13 protein-coding genes, 1 tRNA gene and 1 pseudogene are annotated in these 19,064 nt (G+C 70.3%); 3 read left to right on the top strand and 12 right to left on the bottom strand.

Going from position 1 to position 19,064, the window contains the following annotated elements; genetic code table 11:
• Positions 1 to 115: 115 nt before the first annotated feature.
• The 8 genes and pseudogenes from QFZ50_RS15795 to QFZ50_RS15830 form a co-directional block, all read right to left on the bottom strand.
• Complete coding sequence (locus QFZ50_RS15795) at positions 116 to 1,444, bottom strand: PASTA domain-containing protein (protein ID WP_307085754.1); 1,329 nt, start codon at positions 1,442 to 1,444, stop codon at positions 116 to 118.
• A 49-nt stretch (positions 1,445 to 1,493) separates the two neighbouring features.
• Positions 1,494 to 2,024: pseudogene (locus QFZ50_RS15800) on the bottom strand (protein kinase domain-containing protein); the annotation flags it as partial.
• Between the two features lie 37 nt (positions 2,025 to 2,061).
• Complete coding sequence (locus tag QFZ50_RS15805) at positions 2,062 to 3,852, bottom strand: protein kinase domain-containing protein (RefSeq protein ID WP_307085755.1); 1,791 nt, start codon at positions 3,850 to 3,852, stop codon at positions 2,062 to 2,064.
• Complete coding sequence (locus tag QFZ50_RS15810) at positions 3,849 to 5,291, bottom strand: peptidoglycan D,D-transpeptidase FtsI family protein (protein ID WP_307085757.1); 1,443 nt, start codon at positions 5,289 to 5,291, stop codon at positions 3,849 to 3,851. The genes QFZ50_RS15805 and QFZ50_RS15810 overlap by 4 nt, the downstream gene beginning before the upstream one ends.
• Positions 5,288 to 6,703: an FtsW/RodA/SpoVE family cell cycle protein gene (locus QFZ50_RS15815; protein ID WP_307085759.1), complete on the bottom strand. Its 1,416-nt coding sequence runs from the start codon at positions 6,701 to 6,703 to the stop codon at positions 5,288 to 5,290. The genes QFZ50_RS15810 and QFZ50_RS15815 overlap by 4 nt, the downstream gene beginning before the upstream one ends.
• Positions 6,696 to 8,273 carry a PP2C family protein-serine/threonine phosphatase gene (locus tag QFZ50_RS15820; RefSeq protein ID WP_307086852.1) on the bottom strand — a complete coding sequence of 526 codons (1,578 nt, stop codon included), beginning with the start codon at positions 8,271 to 8,273 and terminating at the stop codon, positions 6,696 to 6,698. Before QFZ50_RS15820 ends, QFZ50_RS15815 begins: the two co-directional genes overlap by 8 nt.
• Positions 8,274 to 8,317: 44 nt before the next feature.
• Positions 8,318 to 8,806, bottom strand: a complete 489-nt coding sequence (locus QFZ50_RS15825; RefSeq protein ID WP_307085761.1) for an FHA domain-containing protein FhaB/FipA — start codon at positions 8,804 to 8,806, stop codon at positions 8,318 to 8,320.
• Complete coding sequence (locus tag QFZ50_RS15830; RefSeq protein ID WP_307085763.1) at positions 8,803 to 9,543, bottom strand: FhaA domain-containing protein; 741 nt, start codon at positions 9,541 to 9,543, stop codon at positions 8,803 to 8,805. The genes QFZ50_RS15825 and QFZ50_RS15830 overlap by 4 nt, the downstream gene beginning before the upstream one ends.
• Before the next feature lie 318 nt (positions 9,544 to 9,861).
• Between QFZ50_RS15830 and QFZ50_RS15835 the strand changes: the two genes are divergently transcribed.
• Positions 9,862 to 9,945 (top strand) — tRNA-Leu (locus QFZ50_RS15835).
• Between the two features lie 67 nt (positions 9,946 to 10,012).
• Here the strand turns inward: QFZ50_RS15835 and QFZ50_RS15840 are convergent.
• The 4 genes from QFZ50_RS15840 to QFZ50_RS15855 form a co-directional block, all read right to left on the bottom strand.
• Positions 10,013 to 13,432, bottom strand: a complete 3,420-nt coding sequence (locus tag QFZ50_RS15840; RefSeq protein WP_307085765.1) for an error-prone DNA polymerase — start codon at positions 13,430 to 13,432, stop codon at positions 10,013 to 10,015.
• 54 nt (positions 13,433 to 13,486) lie between these two features.
• Positions 13,487 to 15,109 (bottom strand): DNA polymerase Y family protein, encoded by a 1,623-nt coding sequence (locus QFZ50_RS15845; RefSeq protein ID WP_307085767.1) that lies wholly within the window; start codon positions 15,107 to 15,109, stop codon positions 13,487 to 13,489.
• Positions 15,106 to 15,933: a hypothetical protein gene (locus QFZ50_RS15850; RefSeq protein WP_307085769.1), complete on the bottom strand. Its 828-nt coding sequence runs from the start codon at positions 15,931 to 15,933 to the stop codon at positions 15,106 to 15,108. The genes QFZ50_RS15845 and QFZ50_RS15850 overlap by 4 nt, the downstream gene beginning before the upstream one ends.
• A gap of 193 nt (positions 15,934 to 16,126) precedes the next feature.
• On the bottom strand, positions 16,127 to 16,519 hold the full coding sequence (locus tag QFZ50_RS15855; RefSeq protein WP_307085771.1) for a DUF5997 family protein: 393 nt from the start codon (positions 16,517 to 16,519) through the stop codon (positions 16,127 to 16,129).
• A 55-nt stretch (positions 16,520 to 16,574) separates the two neighbouring features.
• Here QFZ50_RS15855 and QFZ50_RS15860 point away from each other — a divergent pair, with 55 nt between their 5' ends.
• The gene (locus QFZ50_RS15860; protein ID WP_307085773.1) at positions 16,575 to 17,300 is read left to right on the top strand and encodes a LysR substrate-binding domain-containing protein; all 726 of its coding nucleotides are present in this window, start codon (positions 16,575 to 16,577) and stop codon (positions 17,298 to 17,300) included.
• Positions 17,301 to 17,382: 82 nt separating this feature from the next.
• Positions 17,383 to 19,059, top strand: a complete 1,677-nt coding sequence (locus tag QFZ50_RS15865) for an FAD-binding dehydrogenase (protein ID WP_307085774.1) — start codon at positions 17,383 to 17,385, stop codon at positions 19,057 to 19,059.
• Positions 19,060 to 19,064: the final 5 nt, after the last annotated feature.

Raw genomic sequence — 19,064 nt, forward strand, 5'->3', positions numbered from 1 at the left:
GTACGAGCTGTCGGGTCCGCTGCACCCCCGAAACCGGGCATGACCGCCGTGAAGGTCCCGGCCTCACCGGGATCCGGGAGTGGCCGGCGGGTCCGGGTGCCGACCGGAGGGTGTCCTAGTCGCCGCCCTCGGTGGGGCGTGGATCCGACGGCTCGCCGGTGGTCGCGGTCGGACGGCTGGCCGGCGTCGTCGAAGGTGCGGGAGCCGGTTCCGCCGGTGGCGCCGTCGCGACGGTCAGGACGATCTCCGTCCCCTGGTCCACCTCGGACCGGGCCGGTGCCGACTGTGCGGTGACGATCCCCGGGGCCACGACGCTGTTCTCGACCTCACGGACCGCGAACGGCAGTTTCACCGCCGGGTCCGCCAGGAGGGCCTGCGCCTGCTCGAGGGTGAGATCCGTCAGCAGGGGCATGGTCACCTTCCCGTTGGACAGCACCAGGTCCACCGCGCTGCCGACCGGCACCGACTGGCCGGCCTGCGGATTCGTGGTGATGACCCTGCCGTCCGTGACGTCGGCGCTGGTCTCCTCCGTGATCCTGCCGCCCCGCAGCCCGAGGACCTCGAGCGCATCGCGGGCGGACGCCTCGGTGAGTCCGGCGAGGGTATCGGGCAGCACCACGTTGGCCGGTCCCAGCGAGACCGTGATGTTGACGCGTGACTCCCGGTCCACGGACGCCCCCGCGGCAGGATCGGACTCGATGACGTCCCCCTCGTCGACCGATGCGTTGTACTCCTCGTCGGTCGAGGGCACGAGACCGGCGTCCACGATGGCATCCGTCGCGTCGGCCTCGGTCAGGCCGACGAGGTCGGGCACGCTGACGGTGGTCGCCGCCTCCTGGGAGGCGCGGTCGTCCGCGACGTTGTTCAGGACCACGTAACCGCCCGCGAGCACGAGCAGGACCGCCACGAAGAAGACGGTGATCCACGCGGTCCGCGAGGACCTGCGCCGCCGGTCGTGGTGCTGGTCCACCGGATCGCCCGAGCTCAGGACGTCGAGCCGCCCGTCGTCCTCGGGGTGATCCGGGAGGTCATGACCCCCCGGGGCCCTGCCTGTCGAATGGGTCTGCAGATCGGCGGCGAACGGGGCCGCAGCACCACGGCCCGCGTGCCGGTGGGGTGCCGTGACATCCATTGCCACGGTCGGTGCCGCTGCCGCAACGGCGGGGACGGCGATGCCGCGTGCGGCGTCGAGCAGCGCCCTGCGGAAGGACAGGGCGTCTTGGAAGCGGTGGTCGCGGTCCTTCTGCAGCGCCCTGACGAGGACGGAGTCGAGGGCGGGCGTGACGTCGGGGTTGAGGCTGCTGGCGGAGGGAGGATCCTCCCGGACGTGCTGGTAGGCGACGGACACGGGGCTGTCCCCGATGAAGGGCGGCCGGCCGGTGAGCAGCTCGAAGAGCAGGCAGCCCGCGGAGTACAGGTCCGCTGCGGGCGTCCACCGTCTCACCGCGGGCCTGTTCCGGGGAGAGGTACTGGGCCGTGCCGAGGACGGCCTGCGTCTGTGTCATCGTGGCCTGCGAATCGGCCATGGCGCGGGCGATGCCGAAGTCCATGACCTTCACCCCGCCGTCGGGCGTGATCATGACGTTGGCCGGCTTGATGTCACGATGGACGATCCCCGCCTTGTGGCTGTAGTCCAGGGCGCCCAGCACCCCGACGAGGTAGGTGACGCTCTCCTCGGGTGTCAGGTCGCCCGCCTTGACGTGATCGCGCAGGGTCCGCCCGGCAACGTACTCCATGACGATGAACGGGACCCGGACCTCGTGTTCCGGCCGGTCGGGGATCTCCTCCTCGCCCGTGTCGTACACCGCGACGATGGTGGGGTTGTTGAGCCCCGCCACGGCCTGGGCCTCTCTCCGGAACCGGGACTGGAACAGCGGATCGCGCGCGAGGTCCGCGCGCAGCACCTTGATGGCCACCGACCGACCCAGGCGGAGGTCGCGGCCGAGGTGCACGTCGGCCATGCCGCCGCGCCCGATCAGCTCGCGGACCTCGTACCGCCCGTTGAGGATGCGGTCGGTGGTCATCACTCCGTGCCCTTCCGGCCCGGCATCATCCCGCGGATCATGGCCCTGTGGTCGCCGTGGGCGACGCCGCGGGAGTCGGCGGCGGGGTGGGTGCCTGGGTGGGGGGCGGACCGGAGGAGACGACGTAGTCCACCTCCGTGCCGGGGGGAAGAACGGCTCCTGGCCCGGGACTGAGACGGATCACGGTGCCCACCGGCTGCTGCGACTCCTCGCTTCCCACGTTCACCGGCCTGAGACCGAGGCCCACGAGGATCTGCTCAACGGCGGCGGCATCCTGTCCCTGCAACCCGCCCGGGACGGTCACGTCCTCGACCGGCTCGGGGCCGTCGGAGACGACGAGGGTGATCGTGGTGGGAGGGACCTGGGCCCCGCTCGGATTGATGTCGAGGACGATGCCCTGGTCCTGCTCCGCGAACTGCCTCTCGATGTTCACCCCGAATCCCAGGTTGATGAGCCGCTGGGTCGCCTCCGCCTCGGTGATGCCCCTGTACTCGCTCGGCGAGAGGATGACTTCCTCCGGCCCGCTCGTCGTCTGCTCCGGGGTCGGCGCGGGAGAGCTGGACGACGGCGACGGCGACGGCGTGGACGCGCGGGACCGTGACGGCGTGGCGCTCGCGGACGTGCTCGACTCCACCGGTGCGTCGCCCGAGTCGTCCCCGGCCAGCAGGGGCTGGAAGATGAGGAACGCGATCGCCGCCAGTGCCAGCAGCAGCAGGACGATCAGCGGGATCAGCCAGGGGCTCCGGCGGTTCTCCTCGTCCCGGTACTGCTGGTCCGGCCGGTGCGGTTCCGCCGGGTCGATGTCCTCCTGGGACCAGTCCCTGGAGGCGGCGATCCCTGCCGCGGCTCCGGCCGCCGCGGGTGCCGCCACGGTGGGCAGGGCGGAGGTGTTCGCCGAGGGCACCGCCGTCGTCGCCTGGGTGTCCTGGCGGGGGACGGCCGCGGTCGGGGTGCCGGGCCCGGCCCCGAAGGCGAGCATCCCGGGCACCGCCGCCTCGGCGGCACGGACGTTGCCGGCGCGGATGGCGTCGACGGCGCGCGCGAGCGACTCGGCGTCACGCGGCCGCTCGGCGGGATCCTTGGCGAGCATGGAACCGATGAGTGCACGGACCGGTCGCGGGATGGACTCCGGCAGCGGCGGCGGCGCGTCGTTGACCTGGGCCAGGGCGATGGCGATCTGGGATTCCCCGGAGAACGGGCGACGGCCCGCCAGCAGCTCGTACCCGATGACGCCGAGGGCGTAGATGTCGGAGGAGCCGGTGGCCGGCTGGCCCGTGGCCTGCTCGGGCGCGAGGTACTGCGCCGTCCCCATGACCTGCCCGGTGGCGGTCAGGGGAACCTGGTCGGCGAGCCTGGCGATGCCGAAGTCGGTGATCTTCACCCGGCCGTCGGGCAGCACGAGGATGTTGCCCGGCTTCACGTCGCGGTGCACGAGACCCTGCCGGTGCGCGACGGCCAGGGCCGTGGCGGTCTGCCCGATGATCGAGAGGGTGCGGTCGGGTGAGAGGACCTGCTCCTTCTCGATCACGGCCGACAGCGGCTGCCCCGGCACGAGCTCCATGACCAGGTAGGCCGACCCGGCCTCCTCGCCGTAGTCGAACACGTTGGCGATGCCCTCGTGGTTCAGCAGCGCGGTGTGGCGTGCCTCGGCCCGGAAGCGGTTGAGGAAGGCCGGGTCACCGGAGTACTCCTCCTTGAGGATCTTGATCGCGACGACGCGTCCGAGGATCTGGTCGCGTGCCTTCCAGACCTCGCCCATGCCGCCGATAGCGATGCGCTCGGTCAGTTCGAATCTGCCGCCCAGGGTGATTCCTGACGTGGGCCTCATCTGTTCAACACCGCCTCTATGAGTCTCTTGGCACTGGGTGAAGTCAATTGCTGACCAGTAGGGATGTCCACGTTCTCCATCACGATCGATATGGCCACCTGCGGGTCGTCCGCCGGCGCGAACCCGGTGAACCAGGCGTTGTCACCGGTCGCGGAGACCTCCGCCGTTCCTGTCTTGCCTGCCACCTCGACGCCCGGGACCTGCGCCCCGGTCGCCGTGCCGTTGTCCACGACATTCACCATCCAGTCGGTGAGCTGGTCCGCCGTCTCCCGGCTCACCGACTGGCGGAGCACCTCGGGTTGCGGCGACTCGATCAGCTCGAGGTCGGCGGCGCGGATCGACTTGACGAGCTGCGGCTTCATCAGCTGACCGTTATTGGCGATCGCCGAGGCCACCATGGCCATCTGGAGGGGGGTGACGCGCGTGTCGAACTGCCCGACGGCGGACTGCGCCAGCTCGGGATCCGTCAGGTCCGAGGGGAAGCTGCTTGCGATGACCTGCGTCGGGATGGTCAGTTCCTCGCCGAAGCCGAACTTCGCGGCCTGCTCCTGGATGGTCTCCTCACCGAGGTCCAGGGCGATCTGCGCGAAGGGCGTGTTGCAGGACTGCTCGAGCGCGAACTTCAGGTCCGCCGTCGTCCTGCTGGCGCACCCGCCGGTGACGAAGTTCGGCAGTGTGTACTCGATGCCGGGGAACTCGAGGGCGGGCGGGTTGGGGATCTCCGACTCGGCGTCGTACTTCCCGGACTCGAGGGCTGCTGCGGCGTCGATGAGCTTGAAGACGGACCCCGGGGCCACGAGGGACTGGGTGGCGGGATTCGTGTAGATGGACAGCCCGGGCTGCTCCAGCAGACCCGCGACGTTCTCCTCGATGATCGCCGTGTCGTGCCCCGAGAGGAGATTGGGATCGTAGGTCGGTTTGGAGACCATCGCGAGGATGTTGCCCGTGGACGGTTCCGTGACGACGATCGAGCCGCGCTGCCCGTCGGGGATCAGGTCCGACGCGAGCTGCTGGATCTCCGGGTCGATCGTCAGCTCCACGGACGCACCCTGCGCCTCGACGCCCGAGAACAGGCTGACGACGCGGTCGTAGAACAGCGAGCTGCTGGTCCCGGAGAGGATGCTCGATTCCTTGTCCTCGAGCTGGGTGGAGCCCAGCGACAGGGAGTAGTAGCCGGTCAGGTGCGCGTAGAGCTCGGGTTCGTTGTACACGCGCTGGAAGTTGAACGCATCGTCCGACGGGACGGACTCGGCGATGGCCCGGCCGTCCACGAGGATGGCCCCGCGCTGCCGGCCGAAGTCCTGGTACAGCTGGCGGCTGTTCCAGTCGTTGTCGTTCAGCGCCTGTGCCTGGAAGAACTGGACGTAGGTGAGGGAGCCGAGGATGAGGGCGAACATGCCGATCGCCACGACCCACGCGCTGCGGATGGCCTGGTTCATCGGGTTGCCTCCTTCTCGGGTCTCTTCTTCACGGGCTTCCCGTTCACGCCGAGCGCCTCGGGGAACGAGTCCTTCATGGGTTCCGTCGGCGCCGGGCGCCGGGCCGTCTCGGAGATCAGGAGGAGCAGAGCCACAATGAGCCAGTTTGCCAGCAGTGAGGACCCGCCCGCGGACATGAACGGGGTGGTGAGGCCCGTCAGCGGGATCAGGCGCGTGATGCCGCCGATCACGACGAAGCACTGGAGCGCGATGGTGAAGGAGAGGCCACACGCGAGGAGCTTCCCGAACCCGTCCTTCGTCCCGAGCGCGGCGCGGATGCCGCGGGATACGAGGATCACGTACATCATCACGATCGCGACGACGCCGATGAGTCCGAGTTCCTCGCCCAGCGCGGCGATGATCATGTCGCTGTTGGCATAGGTGACCAGGTCGGGCCGTCCCTCACCGAGTCCGGTGCCGATGAGGCCGCCGTTGGCGAGCCCGAACAGGCCCTGCACCACCTGCCGGCTCCCACCCGGTGCGCGGTCGTACACGTCGGGGCTGAAGGCGTTGATCCAGGAATCGAAGCGGAGCGCCACGTGGCTGAACAGTTCGAGGGCCACGAAGACGCCGACGCCGATCATCGCGAGGCCGATCAGCACCCAGCTGACCCTGCTCGTCGCCACGTAGATCATCACCATGAAGAGCCCGAAGAACAGGATCGAGGAGCCGAGGTCGCGCTGGAAGATCAGGACGCCGATGCTGACCAGCCAGGCCGCCGCCATCGGCGCGAGGTCGCGGAACCGGGGGAACTGCAGCGGGCCGATCTTCTTGCCGGCCAGCAGGATGAGGTCCCGGTTCGTCGATAGATACCCGGCGAAGAATATTGCGAGGGTGATCTTCGCGATCTCGCCGGGCTGGAAGGTGCCCACCCCTACGGAGATCCAGATCCGCGCGCCGTTGATCTCCAGGCCGAGCGGGGTGAGGGGCAGCAACAGCAGGACGGCGCTGACGATCAGGGAGATATAGGTGAACCGCCGCAGGATCCTGTGATCCCGGAACAGGATCAGCAGGACGGCCGCCGCTCCGATGGCCACGGCCGTCCAGAGGACCTGCTGCGGCGCGACGGGTGTGATGTCGGAGGCCGCGGAGAGGTCGAGGCGGTGGATCATCGCCAGCCCGATACCGTTCAGCGCGACGACCAGCGGAAGGATCACCGGATCGGCATACTTCGCGCGGAAGCGGAGGATGACGTGGATGAACAGGCTCATCAGGCCGAGCGTCAGGGTCATCGACCAGAAGTAGTCGCTGAAGGGCTCCTCCCGTCCGATTCCCGCCAGGTAGTTGGCGCCGACGGCCACGGCGAGAGCCAGGACCAGCAGCACGAGCTCGATGTTGCGCCGCGACCGGGGCGCGGTCAGGACATCACTCATTGGCTGCACCTCCGCAGTCGATGGCAGGGGACGAAGGGCCCGGTCGCGGCGAGGGTGCCGCCGACGGGGTCGGGGTCGCTGACGGATCCGGTGTTCCGGACGTTCCCGCGGTCGGGGAAGGAGTCGGCGAGGCAGTCGCGGAAGGGGCCGCCGAGGGTGTCGCCGCTGGAGCGGTGCCGGCAGAAGCCTCCGCCGTCGCGGACGGCGCGGCGGAGGGGGTTGCCGGAGTGGCAGGATCGCAGGTCACGGCCCGCAGTTCGCTGCGCAGATCGTTGACGATCCGCTCGGCCTCCTCCAGGCCGGCCGCGGGAAGGGTCTTCGCCACCTGCGACCGCTGGTACTCCGGGAGGTTAGAGACGGGGATGTCCGTCATCTCGTAGAGCTCGCTGAGGCTGATCGGTCCCACCCGCTGTGGAACGCCGGTGAAGATGGCGACCCGGTTCTCGGCTTCCGCCACGTAGTAGCGCGTCTGGGTCCAGGTGTAGCCGAGGCCGAGGACCGCGACCAGGATGAGCGTCATCAGGGACAGGAAGGCGGGAACGATCCAGCGCCGCCTCCGCTTCCCGGTCTCGTGCCCGGTGTCCTCCCCGGCGTCGCCGTTCTCGGGATCGGCCTTGTGCGTCAGCATCATCGCGGCCCGGCGCTCGGTGGAGCGTTGCGTCACGATCGGGATCTGCCCGGTCTCCGTGGCGAGGGCCGCGGATCCGACGAGGACGTGGGGGCGGGTCAGGAGGTCCTGGCGGATGATGTCGGCGCGGATCGCGGCCCCGGGGAGGTCCCCGTTCCGGTCGATCCCGTGCGCGGCCGCTGCTTCGTCGGGCTTGTCCCGTTCCCCGGCGGCCTGCCGGGCAGGGGGGATCGAGGCGGGCGGTACGGCGTCGTCGTCGTCCGCTTCGATGACCTCGACGACGGCGATGGTGATGTTGTCCGGCGAACCCCCTGCGAGGGTCAGCTCGACGAGCGTGTCGACGCACGCGCGGATGTCCTTCGTCTCCCGCATGACCTGCTCGACGATGCGGTCGTTGAGTACCGCGTTCAGGCCGTCGGAGCAGAGCAGCCAGCGCTCGCCGGGCTCCGCGTCGAACTCCTCGAGATCGAGTTCGGGGCTGGCATCGACGTCGCCGAGGACACGCATCAGCACGTTCTTGTGCGGATGGACCTCCGCTTCCTCGGGCCGGAGGCGGCCTTCGTCGATGAGGCGCTGGACGAAGGTGTGATCGGTGGTGATCTGCGCGAAGACCCCGTCCTTGAGGCGGTAGGCGCGTGAATCACCGATATGGGCGAGCTGCAGCTTCGTGTCCTCGAGCAGGATCGCGGTCACGGTGGTACCCATCCCCGCGAGCTGCGGGTTGGTGGCGACGAGTTCGGAGAGCAGAGAGTTGGCGGTCTGGATCTCGTCCGCCAAGTGGGTGCCGGCCTTGCCGTGGTGGGTGCCGTGGTCCAGGTGGATCAGGTCCAGGACGGTGGAGGCGGAGGCCACGTTGCCGCCGGCATGGCCGCCCATGCCGTCGGCGACGACGGCCAGGTACCGGCCCACGTAGGCGGAGTCGTCGTTCTTCGCACGGACCATGCCCACATCGGAGCGGGCGGCGAACCTCAGGGCGAGCGGCACGCCTACGGCCTCAATTCGATGACCGTCTTACCGATCCGGATGGGGACGCCCGGCTCGACGGGCAGGGCGCGGGTGAGCTGGGCACCGGCGAGGTAGGTGCCGTTGGTGGACCCGAGGTCCTCGATGAACCAGCGGCTGCCCTGGGGGAACAGGCGTGCGTGGCGGCCCGACGCGTAGTCGTCCTCGAGGACGAGGGTGGCCTCCTGGGCCCGTCCGAGGAGGATCGGACTCGCTGCGAGGTCCAGTGTGGTCCCCGTCAGCGGACCCTCCGTGACGACCAGCTGCCGGGCGGAGGCGCGTGCCGGGGCCGGTTCCTCCACGAGTTCGGGGTGTTTGCGGATCTCGCGGGCCGTCGGCGTGCCGACCTTGTTGCGCCGGCCCACCACGAGGTCGCGGCGCAGGGCGCCCACCGTGCTGAGCACGAGGGCCCACAGCAGGATCAGGAAGCCGAAGCGCAGGAGCGTGACGGTCAGTTCCCCGGCTTCGCTCATCGCTGGGCCCCTCCGTTCTGCGTCGGTACCAGGCGGAAGGTCAGGCGGGAGCGTCCCATGGTGATCGTGGAGCCATCGGTGAGTTCGGTCTGCCCGGCGACGCGCTGTCCGTTGACGTAGCTGCCGTTGGTGGAGCCGAGATCGACGGCGTAGGTGCGTCCCTCGTGCGTGCGGATCTCGAGGTGGCGCCGTGACACACCGGTGTCGTCGACGAGGATGTCCGCCTCGGAGGAGCGACCGAGCACGATGGACCCCGAGTTGATCGAGTAGCGCTGCCCGTCGATCTCGAGGATGGGCTGGTAGCGCGTGGGCTGGTGGCGCGGGGCCGCGGGGGCGGTCGGTCCTGCGGGCCGGCGGGCGGCGGCCTGCTTCTCGATGGACGAATCGATCTCGAAGACGCCGGCCTTCAGGTCGGGGTCGTGCTCGAAGGAGACCCGGACCGGCCCCTGGAGGCTGTACTGCTGGCTGTTGACGTGCGCGATGACGACGTCGCAGAGTTCCTCGGCGAGGGCGGAGCCCCACCGCTGGGCGAGCTCGAAGTCCGAATCGGACAGGCGCGCCGTGAAGACGTTGGGGGCGAGGGTGCGGCCCTGCGACAGGACGAGGGAACGGGTGTCCAGTTCCTTACGGAGGGCGCTGGCGATCTCGAGGGGCTGTACCTGGGAACGCGAGCCCGTGGTGAAGGCTCCCCGGACCAGTTTTTCGAGTCCGCGCTCCACATTGTCGAGAATGCCCATACGTCGCCTCCTCCCTCGTGTCGCCGTGTGGTGTCGGAGCCCGCCGGCAGTATGCCGAGGGGCCTCTCCCGGTCCTGGGCACGGTGATGTCCGGCCGGGCATGTTCCATCCGATACTACTGGGAGGCTCTGGGAATGGGCTTCACCCGCGGGTCCGGAGCATTACTTTGTCCTAACGATCCGTCCCTGCGGCATTCCGCCGGGGGCGGTGCCGGCCGGAGCGGCGGTGCCGTTTAGGTGATTCCCGCCCGGCTCCGCTATGCTTGACTCTGCTGTTCACAACACCGGCGCCTGGCGCAGGAGTTGGAATCTCGAAATTGCGCGAGTGGCGGAACGGCAGACGCGCTGGCTTCAGGTGCCAGTATCCGAAAGGGTGTGGGGGGTTCAAATCCCCCCTCGCGCACATGTGATCGACGACGAAGGGCCCCCGCTGAGCGGGGGTCCTTCGTCGTTCCCCGTCAGCGGCTTTTTCAGCGGAAGTCGCGGGATTTGGTGGTGGCCTTGAGCTGCAGGACCTCGATGCGGTCCGCGACGACGTTGACGACGCCCTCGGTGGACCGCTCGAGGACACCGCGCACGATCACGCTGCTGGCTTCCCGCGCCACCCGGCGGTAGCGCTGCCAGACTCCCACGGAACAGATGACGTTCACCAGCCCTGTCTCGTCCTCGAGGTTCATGAAGGTGATGCCGCTCGCGGTCGCGGGCCTCTGCCGGTGCGTCACCACTCCCGCCACTTCGATCCTCCGGCCGGATTCCGCCGTCTTCAGCTGAACGGCGGTCAGGGCACCGCGGCGCTGCAGCCTGCCCCTGGCATGGCGCACCGGGTGGTCGTCGGGGGTGATGCCCGTGGACCAGAGGTCGGAGCCGACCTTGTCGATGTCGGAGAGCTCGGGCATCAGCGGTGGCTGGATGTAGACGGCGGTCCCCTTGATCTGGCCCTCGCGTTCGGTCGATGCGGGGCCGGCGTTCCACAGCGCCTCGCGGCGGCTCAGGCCCATCGAGTCGAACGCGCCGGACGCCGCCAGGGCCTCGAGCTGGCCCGCGTTGACGCCGGTGCGCCGCGCGAGGTCCGGCATGTCCTCGTAGGGCCCGTTCCGTTCCCGCTCCGTCACGATCCTCTCCGCGAGCTTCACCCCGAGGGACTCCACGCTGGCGAGCCCCAGCCGCACGGCGTAGTTGCCGTCGCGACGGTGGTGTGTGGAGTCGAACGGCGTGTCCGGGTCGAAGTACCCCACGGGCGCCTGCTCGTCCTCGGTGCAGCAGTCCATGCCGGTGGTCCTTCCGCGGGGGTCCGCCGGCGGGTCGTAGCCCTCGAGCGGCTCGAGGTCGGCGTGTACCCCGGAGTGCAGGATGTCGGGGCGCAGGACGACGGCGCCGTGCCGCCGGGCGTCGGCCACGAGGGTCTGCGGTGAGTAGAAGCCCATGGGCTGGGCGCGCAGGAGCGAGGCGAGGAACGCGCCGGGGTAGTGCAGGCGCAGCCAGGCGCTGACGTAGACCAGCAGCGCGAAGCTGATCGAATGGCTCTCCGCGAAGCCGAAGTTCGCGAAGGCGTGGATCTTGTCGTAGATGGTGTCGGCGACCTCGCCGGTGATCCCGTTGGATGCCATGCCCTCGTACAGCTTCGCCTTGAGGGAGTCGATCCGCTCCTCACCCCGCTTGGAGCCCATGGCGCGGCGCAGGAGGTCCGCGTCCGCCCCCGTGCAGCCGCCCACCACCATGGCCATCTGCATGAGCTGTTCCTGGAAGAGCGGTACGCCGAGGGTGCGTTCGAGGACGGGCTTGAGGTCGGGGTGGATGTACCGGACCTCCTCCTCGCCCATCTTCCGCTTGATGTAGGGGTGCACGGCGCCGCCCTGGATGGGGCCGGGCCGCACCAGGGCCACCTCGATGACGAGGTCGTAGAACTGGCGGGGCTGCAGGCGCGGGAGCATGCCCATCTGGGCTCGGCTCTCCACCTGGAAGACGCCCACCGAATCCGCGAAGCACAGCATGTCGTAGACGCCCTGCTCCTCCTTCGGGATGGTGTGCAGTTCCCATGTCTCGCCGAAGTGCCGCTCCACGAGGTCGAAGTTGTACTGGATGGCCGCGAGGATGCCGAGGCCCAGCAGGTCGAACTTCACCAGTCCCATCCAGGCGCAGTCGTCCTTGTCCCACTGGAGGACCGTCCTGCCGTCCATCCGTCCGTGCTCGATGGGGCAGACCTCGCCTACCGGCCGGTCCGTCAGCACCATCCCGCCCGAGTGGATGCCCAGGTGGCGCGGGAACTTCAGGACCTCCTGCGCCAGGCCGACCACGGCGTCCGGGATGTCGTGGTCGCTGCTCGAGACGAGGCCGCCCCACCGCTCGATCTGCCGGGACCAGGCATCCTGCTGTCCCGGGCTGTGGCCGAGGGCCTTGGCCATGTCCCGGACGGCGAACTTGGGACGGTAGGTGATGACATTGGCCACCTGGGCGGCGTTGAAGCGCCCGTACTTGCGGTAGACGTACTGGATGACCTCCTCGCGGCGGTCCGAGTCGAAGTCCACGTCGATGTCCGGTTCCTCGTCGCGCATGCTCGAGAGGAACCGTTCGAAGGGCAACTGGTACTTGATGGAATCCACGGCCGTGATCTCGAGCAGGTAGCAGACGGCCGAGTTGGCGGCCGATCCCCGTCCCTGGCACAGGATGCCGTTACGGCGGGCGTAGTGCACGAGGTCGTGGACGATCAGGAAGTACCCCGGGAAGTTCTTGTCCTCGATCACCTCCAGCTCGCGTTCGATGCGCTCGCGGACGTCGGCCCGGTTCGCGTAGAGCCTGTCGGCGCCCTGCCAGACGAGTTCGCGGAGGTAGCTCATCTGGGTGTGGCCCTCCGGGAGGTCGATGTTCGGCAGCCCGGGCCTCACGCTGCGGAGGGTGAAGGCGAGATCCGCGGCGATGTCCACGGTGCGCTCCACGGCCCCGGGATAGTCCCGGAACCGCCGCACCATCTCCGCCCCGCTGCGCAGGTGCGCGGATCCGGCGGCGGGCAGCCAGCCGTCCATCTGGTCCAGGCTCCGGCGGGCCCGGACGGCGGCGAGGGCGGAGGCGAGGCGGTGCTGCTTCGGGGTGGCGTAGTGCACGTTGTTGGTGGCGACCGTGGGTAGTCCCAGGCGGGCGGCGACGGCGGCCAGGGCGTCGTTGTGGGCGGTGTCGAGCGGATTGCCCTGGTTGATGAGCTCGACGGCGACCGACTCCCGGCCGAACAGGTCCACGAGCATCCGCAGTTCGGCCTCGGCGGCTGCCTCGCCGTCCGTGACGAGCGCCGAGCGCACCGCTCCCTTGCGGCAGCCCGTGAGGATCATCCACTGACCCTGCGCGTGCCCGGCGAGGCGCTCCAGGCTGTAGCGGGGTTTCCCCTTCTCGGCGTCGGTTGCGAGCTGGGCCTCGGTGATGGCCGTGGACAGGCGATGGTAGCCGGCCGACCCGCGGGCGAGGACGAGCAGGTGCCGCCCCTCGGGGTCGGCTTCGCCGTTCTGCGGCTTGGACAGGCCGAGGGACAGCTCCGTGCCGTACAGGGTCGAGAATCCCGGGTACTTCTCGGCGGCCTCCGCGAAGTGCACCGCGCCGTACAGCCCGTCGTGGTCGGTCAAGGCCATACCCGTGAGACCGAGCCGCTGGGCCTCCTCGGCGAGGTGCTCGGGGCTCGACGCCCCGTCGAGGAAACTGAAGTTGGAGTGGACGTGCAGTTCGGCGTAGGGCACCACCGGGCCCTCGGGAGCGGAAGCCTCCGCGGGAGCCGTGTAGGGCCCGCGCTTCCGCGACCAGGCGGGACTGTCGCCGCCGTCGGCCCCGAGGGGCGGTGCGCCCGGCCGGGTGGCCGAGAGGTTCCGTTCGAAGGCCGACCAGGGGATCGGCGGATTGTTCCAGCCCATGGCGTCCCTCCCTGTCCGGATGTCCTGCAGTTGTCGTGGTGGCGGGTCCCGCCGTCAGTCGTAGCCGGCCTCCAGCCACCACGCGTGGTCCTCGAGCAGCAGCAACCAGGCGGACCCCGAGTGGTCCACCAGCTGGAAGCGGTTGAGTACGCGCCCCTTCGGGTCCCACCAGCGCTCGTTGATCGGCCACGGGCCCGCCCAGGAGTGCACGGGCCGGCGGACGTCGTCGGGCCCCGCGCTGAAGAAGGCCGGATCGGCGCTCAGGAGGCCGCGCGGGTCCACATCCACCGGGTTGCCGTGCGCGTCGACGACGACGGCGGGAACGGGCTCGGCGAACACGGTCGCGGGGGCCGGACCGGGCAACCGGCCCGGCCAGGGCTGGTCGCGGTCCTTCACCGGTACCTTCGCGGACTGCTGCCCCGCCGGCGCGTCCCCCCACGGGATGTACACGCGGCGGTCCGCCAGGAGACGCCCGCCGGCGATGATCGCGGTGAGCACGGCGCCGTGGCCCAGCATGCTCTGCACACGGGCCAGTCCGTGGTGGATGCCTTCGTCCGGTCCCGTTCCCCACAGGCCGTCCGCGTGGTCAGCGAGGTCCTCGACGATCTCGGGGACGAGGTGGACCCGGGTGATGCCGGAGGTCAGGCCGTGATCGGAGGCATTGGTGCCCTGGAGCTGCCAGCGTACGCGGTCCACGACGTCGTCGGCGTCGAACCAGCGCGGGTGCTGCCACCGGCGCTCCGACGCCTCACCCGCCTCGGTCTGCAGTGATACATGCAGTGCAGTGCATACGAGGCCCGCCTCGCGCAGTGCGTCGACGAACGTCCCGGCCCGGCCCCTGAGGGCGAATGCGAGCTGGTCGATGCGGGCGAGGGGCGGCTCGAAATCGGCGGTGACGTCGAGGTGGGGCGGCGGTGTCCGGGCGACGACGCTCCGGTGGTCGAGCCCGCTGGCCTGGCGGTGGGCGATGGCCCCCTCGATGCCGAAGCGGTTGCGGACGTCGGAGGCCTTGAGCGCCGCGAAGTCACCGACGGAGCGGATGCCGAGGCGTTTGAGCAGCACCGTGAGCCTGGGCTGCTCGAGGACCTCCAGGGGATAGCTGCCGAGGAACCAGGGCGAGCCGCCCGGCGGGATGACGACCAGCTGCTCCACGTCGTCGTCGAGCTGGTCGGTGGCCCTGGCCGCCAGCTCGGCGGCGAAGGGTCCGTCCGCGATACCGATCCGCACATCGGTGAGGCCCATGGCGGCGAGGGCCTGCAGGACCACGTCCGCGGCGTTGCGCTCGCTGCCGTAGTAGCGCGCCGGTCCCTTGACCCTGATGGCGCACAATCCCGGGCGGATGACCTGCACGCCGGGCAGGACGGCCTCCACGGCCACGGCCACGGGCTCGAAGGTGCGCTCGTCGAGCGACGGATCGTACGGGAGGGACACGAGTCCGTTGCTGCGGGCCTGGGCCTCGCGGATGCGCAGGCCCCGCTTCACGCCGTCCTCGCGTGCCGCCGGGGAGCAGGCGAAGACCTCCCCGCGGTCCACGAGGACGAGGGCCGTCTCGGCGGGCAACGCGTGCTCGCGCAGCGCCGCGGTGATGGGCCAGTCCGGGCACCAGAGCATCATGGTCCGGGTGGCCGGAGCCGTACCGGCGGGTCCGGACGACCCGGCGGGCAGGGTCGGCGTCATGAGGACTTCATCAGCCGGGGTTCGAACAGGGTCCCGGACGCCGGCCCGGGTGCCGCCTCGGGGGCGTCGTCGTGCAGGTGCTGCTGCGGGGGGCCCGGGAACGCGGTGCCCGCAGGGGCTCCGTGAAGGTCCGCGAGTCCCACGTAGGCGTGGCGGAGCCGCCCCGAGGGCTGGGTGGCGGTGATCTTCATGGAGCGTGCCCGGAGGTGCCCGGTCCCCGAACCGAGGCCTTCCCAGGCGCTCTCGGCCACCCCGATCGTCGAATCGCTCTGCTTCCAGTTGCCGAGGGTGATCAGGGCGGCACCACGCTGGCGCAGCCTCGCCTTCAGACGCGCCCATTCGGTGGGGGCGAGGTGTTCCGGGGAGCGTGCCAGGACGATCGAGACGACGTCCACGAGGGCCGCCGTGACGGTGAGCCATTGGGGTCCGGGATCGGGGACCAGGATGAGGCGTTCGAGGTTGATGCCGAAGCCCTGCGCGGCCTCCACGCTGAAATCGGGCATACCGACCACGCTGCACCACGCGCCCGTCGCGGAGGGCCCGGCGAGCAGGGCCATCGCGAGGAAGGTCGAGTTCCGGACGGAGTACGAACCGCCGGACTGGAGGCCCCCGCCGGGCAGGATCCGGGCGAGGGCCGGAACCGTGGGCAGCCGCCGGGAATCGAGCGTGCCGGCCTGCATGCTGTTGATGCGGGCCTGGAGGCCGAGGGCGACATCGGCCGTGGACCTCCCCGGGCGGCCGGCGGGGTCCGGATGTGACGTGTCCTCGGAGTCGGGGAGGGGCTCGTCCCAGGCGAGGGGATGGCCGGCGGCTGGAGGCGTCACTCCCTAATATTCGAATACGTGTTCGATTAAGTCAATCACCGTGCCGGCGTGGGGAAATGCTTCTCCTGAGGCCCCGGAACATGTCGATCAGGCGCCCTGAAACGGCTCGTCCACCGCCGGCGCGCCGGCTTCCAGCAGCTCCTGCGGGAAGCCGGCGCCCTGGCGGCGCACCGTCCCGGAGCTGCTCCCGGGCTCAGTCGCCGGTCTCCTTGCGGGCGTCGTCGCGCTCCTTGACCCGTGCGGCTTCCGCTCGGACCGCTGCCTGCGTGGACCTCTCGGCGACCAGCCACGCAGGCGGATCCTGCAGGAGGGTACCGATCTGCTCGCTCGTCAGGGGGTCGGTGATCCCGCCGCGGGCCAGGCCGCTGATGGAGATGCCGAGCTTCTGCGCGACGACGGGGCGCGGGTGCGGGCCGGTGCGGCGCAGGTCTGCGAGCCACTCGGGCGGTGTCTGCTGCAGTTCGTTGAACTCCGCACGCGTCAGCTCGGTCTCCTGGAAATCCCGGGGAGCGGCGGGCAGGTAGATGCCCAGTTTCTTGGCCGCGGTGGCGGGCTTCAGGGTCTGGGGGGTCTTCGGGGGATTCATGATCCCAGCTTAACGGCCACATCTGCGGGGGAGGGCCAGGCGCTACTGTGAGGAGGTGCCCGCCGACCAGCCCCGAATCCTGTCCGTCGGCTTCGTCCCGGGTGTCACGCCGGGCAAGTGGGTGGCCCGGTGGCGCGAGCGGCATCCGGAGACGCCCCTCGAGCTCCACCAGCACGACGACGCCCTGGTGGCGCTCCGGGACGCATCCGACGACGTCGTCTTCGTGCGGCTGCCCGTGGACCGCGCGGGGATCCACCTGATCCCCCTCTACGACGAGCAGCCCGTGGCCGTCATGTCGCGGGAGAACGAGCTCTCGCTCTACGAGGACGTGCCGCTCGAGGACCTCGAGGGGGAGACCCTGCTCGACGTCGGCGAGTGCGGCGGCCCGAGGACGGCCGTCGAGGTAGCGGCCTCGGGGGCCGGCGTCGTGATCCTGCCCATGTCCCTGGCCCGCCTGTACGCGCGGAAGGACGCGGTGCACCGGCCCGTCCCCGGCCTGCCCGTCACCACGATCGGCATCGCCTGGCGGACGGAGGACGAGTCCGACGACGTCGAGGAGTTCATCGGCATCGTCCGCGGGCGGACGGCCCAGAGTTCGAGGCAGCCCTCCCAGCGCGAGGCGCCGAAGAAGAGCGCGTCGCAGAAGGCGGCCGCGAAGAAGGCCGCGGCCCAGCAGGGGACCGCCGGGGGCAGGACGCAGAAGGGCGGCGGGAAACCGCAGCAGGGGAAGCAGCAGGGGAAACCGGCCCGCCCGTCGGGCACGCGGGGCAAGCGGCGCTGACGGTTCCCGCCGGAGCGGCGGTGCAGAATGGACCTGCCGGTCACGCCACGCAGTGACCGCCCGCCACGACCCGGAGCAGCCCATGGACGCAGACGTTCTCATCATCGGTGCCGGACTCGCCGGACTCGTCGCGAGCAACGAGCTGGTCAGGGCGGGCCGGAAGGTGATCGTCGTCGAGCAGGAGAACGCACGGAACCTCGGCGGCCAGGCGTTCTGGTCCTTCGGCGGGATCTTCCTGGTGGACACCCCGATGCAGCGGCGCCTCGGTGTGAAGGATTCGTTCGACCTCGCCTGGCAGGACTGGCAGGGCTCCGCCGGTTGGGACCGGCTGCACGGCGAGCTGCCCGAGGACGAGTGGGCCGCCCGGTGGGGCCGCGCGTACGTCGAGTTCGCCGCCGGGGACAAGCGCCCCTGGCTCGAGGAACAGGGCGTGAAGTTCACCCCGCTCGTGGGCTGGGCCGAGCGGGGAAGCGGGACGGCGGCCGGCCACGGCAATTCCGTACCGCGGTTCCATGTGCCGTGGGGTACGGGCACCGGGATCTCCGAGCCGTTCGCCGACAAGGCGCGGGCAGCCGCCGAGGAGGGGGCCCTGACCTTCCGTTTCCGTCACCGGGTGGACGGCCTCGTCCTGGACGGCGACACCGTGACCGGTGTGCACGGGACGGTCCTGGCGCCCGACGACGCCGCCCGTGGCGTCTCCTCGAACCGCGAGGCCGTCGGGAGCTTCGAGCTGAGGGCGCAGGCGGTCGTGATCGCCAGCGGGGGGATCGGCGGCAACCATGAGCAGGTCCGTGCCTGGTGGCCCGCACGCCTCGGCACGCCGCCGGCGAGGATGATCACCGGTGTCCCGGAGCACGTGGACGGCAGGATGCTCGACATCGCGGCGGACGCCGGCGTCCGCCTGGTCAACCGGGACCGAATGTGGCACTACACGGAGGGTGTGCGGAACTGGGACCCGGTGTGGCCGCAGCACGGCATCCGGATCCTGCCCGGCCCGTCCTCCCTGTGGTTCGACGCGCTCGGACGGCGCCTGCCCGCGCCGGGCCTCCCCGGCCACGACACGATCGGGACGCTGAAGATCCTCCGCACCACGCCCGATATCGCCGGGTATGACCACTCGTGGTTCATCCTGACGCAGAAGATGATCGAGAAGGAGTTCGCCCTCTCGGGGTCGGAGCAGAACCCCGACCTCACGGACCGGGACCTGAAGCTGCTGCTCCGGAGCCGGCTGGGCAAGGGTGCGCCACCACCCGTGGAGGCGTTCAAGAAGAACGGCGAGGATTTCGTGGTCGCCGACACCCTGCCGGAACTCGTGGACGCCATGAACGCCCTGACCGACACCCCGCTGCTCGATCCCGGGCTCATCGAGCGGCAGATCAGGCAGCGGGACGCGGAACTGGACAACGCCTACTCCAAGGACGTGCAGGTCATGAGCATCCACAACTCACGCCGGTTCCTCGGGGACCGGCTGACCCGGACCGCGCGTCCCCACAAGGTCCTCGACCCCGCCGCCGGTCCGCTGATCGCCGTGAAGCTGCACATCATCACGCGGAAGACCCTGGGGGGCATCCAGACGGACCTCGACGGCAGGGCCTTCACCGCGGCCGGGACCCCGATCCACGGACTCTACGCCGCGGGAGAGGCCGCCGGGTTCGGCGGGGGCGGCGCCCACGGGTACAACGCCCTCGAAGGGACCTTCCTGGGCGGCTGCATCTTCTCCGGCCGTACCGTGGGCCGCTCGCTCGCGGCGCTGCTGTAGGGCCG

The organism is Arthrobacter agilis (assembly GCF_030816075.1).
Taxonomy (GTDB): Bacteria; Actinomycetota; Actinomycetes; order Actinomycetales; family Micrococcaceae; genus Arthrobacter_D; species Arthrobacter_D agilis_E.